Here is a 3494-nt window from a genome sequence, read left to right as displayed (position 1 = left end):
TCCTCCCCCTCCAAACCTCCCCCATCCTCTTCAAAGATTTTTGTAAGGGTAGATGACGGGACGGGTGGACTCAAGGATGGCCCTTGGCGTCCGTCCCCCGGAAACGCGGAAAGCCAAAAAGAATGGAAGCTGCTCCCCATAATAAAAAACCGCCTGTTGGTTCAGGCGGCTTTTTGTTTGATTCGCGGCAACGGGCGGCGCTTTTCCTATCGGCAATCAACCTGCGACCAGACGGTTACGACGGTCGGGCAGGCCAGCAGATCCTTGGTGCGTTCCTTGTAGGCCAGCATGTGCGGAGTCTTGCCGTGGGCGTCGAGGGCTTCCGGGCTTTCCCAGATCTCATAGAAAAGGAACGTGCCGTCTTCGGAGCGGTTCTTGTGGAAATCGTACCGGATACAGCCTTTTTCAGCCCGCACGTTCGGAATGTTCTTCACGACTTCCGCTTCAAGCTGCGCTTCCATACCTTTCTTCGCCGTCAACTTGGCGGTCACAAAACACGTGTCCATACGATGCTCCTTTTTAGGTTGTCCTTTGCCCGAAAAGCACCTCTTCCGCAATCCGGAAAGCTCTGGGGAACGTCCGCTCTTAAAAAAAGGGAGAGGATAGCTTTAGAATGTTTTCTCAAAAGTACATGCCATGTACACAGAATATAAATCAAAACCATTCAAAGCTTCATTATCACCCGCTGCGCCCCCTCTATACTTCACCCATTCCCCCATCCTCTCAACAGGGATTCGATAAACACGAAAGTTTTAGGTGGAGAGGGGTGGGGTTTTGGGGAGGGGAGAGGCCCCTTTTCAAAGGGGCCTCTCCCCTCCCCAATCTTCAATCCCCTTCCTTCTCCAACCCCTTCAACCACTCGCCAAACGCGGCACGGGCGCGATCGGCATACCACTGCTTGCGTTCCTTCTTTTTCACGCGGACTTCGGGCTCCGGCATGAGCCCAAAATGCACATTGGACGGCTGAAAATGCTTGGCGGGCGTGGACAGATGGTTGAGCAGAGCACCGAGGGCCGTCGTTGCCGGGGGCTTCGGCAGGGAGCGCCCAGCCAGCTTCGCCGCCAGCATCTGCCCCACCCACAAGCCGCAGGCGATGGACTCGACATAGCCTTCCACTCCGGTGATCTGCCCGGCAAGATGCACGTTCGGGCGGGACTTGAGGGCGAGCTCCTCATTCAGGGACACGGGCGCATTCACATAGGTATTGCGGTGCATACTGCCGAAACGCACGAATTCCGCGTGCTCAAGGCCCGGCACCTTGCGGAAGCAGACTGCCTGCGCGGGATAGGTCAACTTGGTCTGGCAGCCCACCAGATTGAACATCGTCTTGTTCCCGTTCTCGGGGCGAAGCTGAAGCAACGCGAAAGGACGCCACCCGGTACGCGGGTCTGTGAAGCCCACCGGCTTGAGCGGCCCGAAGGCCAGCGTCTTCTCGCCGCGCGCGGCAAGCGCCTCCACGGGCATACAGCCCTCAAAATGCTTCTCCTGCTCAAATTCGCGGCTGGCGACCTTCTCGCCGTCGAGCAGGCCCTGATAAAACGCCTTGTACTCTTCCTCGTTCATGGGGCAGTTCAGATAATCGCCCTCGCCCGGCTCGCCGTAGCGGGAACCCCAGAAAGCGATGCTCATATCAATGGAATCCGCCGCCACGATGGGCGCGATGGCATCATAAAAATAGAGGTGCTCCGCACCGACGGCCCGTGCGATGGACGCCGACAGGCTTTCGCTCGCCAGCGGCCCGGCGGAGATGACCACCCGCTCGAATCCCTCCAAAGCGGGATCATCAAGATCGGCGATGGCCTTGCGGACAAGCGTGATATTCGGCTCGGCTTCCACAAGCGCCGTTACCTTTCCGGCAAACAGCTCGCGATCCACGGCCAGCGCCTTGCCCGCCGGGACGCGGGTAGCGTCGGCCACGGCCATGAGCGCGCTGCCGAGTTCGCGCAGTTCCTGCTTGATCAGGCCGACACCGGATGCCAGCTCGTCGGATCGCAAGGAATTGGAGCAGACCAGTTCCGCAAGCTGCGGCATGGAGTGCGCCGGGGAATAGGCTTCCGGCTTCTGCTCGAAAAGGGTGACGGCGAAACCGCGCCGGGCCAGCTGCAACGCGCATTCGCAACCGGCAAGCCCCGCACCGACAAGAGCTATTCGCTGTGTGGTCATGGATACTCTGGGGAAAAAAGTTCACGCGCCCCGATCCGGGCGCAACGGGAAAGGCCGGCGGGAAACCGCCGCAAGAGCCGGGAGCGTTCCCTTGCTCCGTCCTCTCCTTTACGCTACACTTCAAGGCATCCGCAACCATTTCAACGCTGGAGCCCCACATGGATTTCATCTGGTTCTTCCTCGGCATCGCCGCCGTAGCCGCTGGCCTGACGTATATCAAAAAATCTTCCTCAAACACCCACTAAGCCCGCCTCATGCCCTCTTCCGCGAACCGCCCCGAAAACGGCGGCATCTCGTTTCGTGTGCCTGAAGAAGCGCAAGGCTGGCGTCTGGACAAGGCCCTCGGCCTCTTGCTGGCCTCCCCTTCCCCCGAACAGGAAGCCGCCCGGCCCGACCTGTTCGCGCTGGCCGATCTCGGCCTTCGGGCACGCCGCCGCCTTTGCGACCGTTCCCTTGTGCTGGTGAACGGCAAACCCGGCATCCCCGGCCTCAAACTGCGCGCGGGGCAGGAAATCATCATCCTGCCCGACCCGGAAGGCGCGGCCCTCCCTGAAGACGCTCCGTCCCTTGTTTACAAGGACGGCGGGATTGCGGCGCTCTACAAGCCCGCGGGTATGCACACCGCCGCTCTGGCGGGAAGCCTTTCCCCAAGCCTCGAAACCCTGCTCGGTGATCTGCTGCCTTCGGAAGAGGAAGGCTACGCATCACGCCTGCTCAACCGCCTGGACGCGCCGACCTCCGGCCTCGTGCTCGCGTCTTGCACCGACGACGGCGAACGCCGCTGGTACCGGGCCGAGCGCATCGGCAACACGGACAAGCTGTATCTGGCGCTGATAGAAGGCCAGCCGCTCTACGATTTCACCGTGGCCCGCCGTCTGGACACGGACACGCGGAACAAGACGCGGGTGCGCCATACCGACGATCCCGATCCGGTGCGGCATACCGATGTTACCCTGCTGGCTCCCCTGACCGCCGGGGACGTCCCCTGTCTCGTCGAATCCGATGATCCCGATGCCCCGCTCATGCTCGTCGGCTGCCGCATCCGCAAGGGCGCACGCCACCAGATCCGGGCGCATCTCGCCGCCGCGGGGCACCCGCTGGCCGGAGATTCCCTCTACGGCGCGGAATTGTCCTGCCCTTCCGGTTTTCTTTTGCATCACGGGCGGGTCTCGCTTCCCGATTTCCAAGCCTTCCGCCTTCCCGCGTGGCTTCCGCTGCTTCCTCGGGAGGCGCAGGAGAAAGCCACGGCATTTTTAGGAATGGAAGGAGAATGACAATTGGAGAGGGGCGGGGAAACCTTCTAAGAAGTTTCCCCGCCCCTCTCCAAACCT

Annotated in this window: 3 protein-coding genes; 1 reads left to right on the top strand and 2 read right to left on the bottom strand. The window is 61.2% G+C overall.

Annotated elements, in window-relative coordinates; all coding sequences use genetic code 11:
* Positions 1-206 precede the first annotated feature (206 nt).
* On the bottom strand, positions 207-506 hold the full coding sequence (locus HMPREF0178_RS08715; protein ID WP_009380211.1) for a putative quinol monooxygenase: 300 nt from the start codon (positions 504-506) through the stop codon (positions 207-209).
* A 319-nt stretch (positions 507-825) separates the two neighbouring features.
* A complete protein-coding gene (trmFO, locus tag HMPREF0178_RS08710; protein ID WP_009380210.1) occupies positions 826-2163 on the bottom strand; it encodes a methylenetetrahydrofolate--tRNA-(uracil(54)-C(5))-methyltransferase (FADH(2)-oxidizing) TrmFO in 1338 nt (445 codons plus the stop codon).
* A 254-nt stretch (positions 2164-2417) separates the two neighbouring features.
* Between trmFO and HMPREF0178_RS08705 the strand changes: the two genes are divergently transcribed.
* Positions 2418-3437 (top strand): RNA pseudouridine synthase, encoded by a 1020-nt coding sequence (locus HMPREF0178_RS08705; protein ID WP_009380209.1) that lies wholly within the window; start codon positions 2418-2420, stop codon positions 3435-3437.
* Positions 3438-3494 lie beyond the last annotated feature (57 nt).

It is taken from the genome of Bilophila sp. 4_1_30 (assembly GCF_000224655.1).
Lineage (GTDB): Bacteria > Desulfobacterota > Desulfovibrionia > Desulfovibrionales > Desulfovibrionaceae > Bilophila > Bilophila wadsworthia.
This window is presented reverse-complemented; position numbering and strand designations above follow the sequence as displayed.

Coding starts and splice junctions, on each gene's coding strand:
- trmFO (WP_009380210.1), bottom strand. CDS start 2,163: ATGACCACACAGCGAATAGCTCTTGTCGGTGCGGGGCTTGCCGGTTGC.
- HMPREF0178_RS08715 (WP_009380211.1), bottom strand. CDS start 506: ATGGACACGTGTTTTGTGACCGCCAAGTTGACGGCGAAGAAAGGTATG.
- HMPREF0178_RS08705 (WP_009380209.1), top strand. CDS start 2,418: ATGCCCTCTTCCGCGAACCGCCCCGAAAACGGCGGCATCTCGTTTCGT.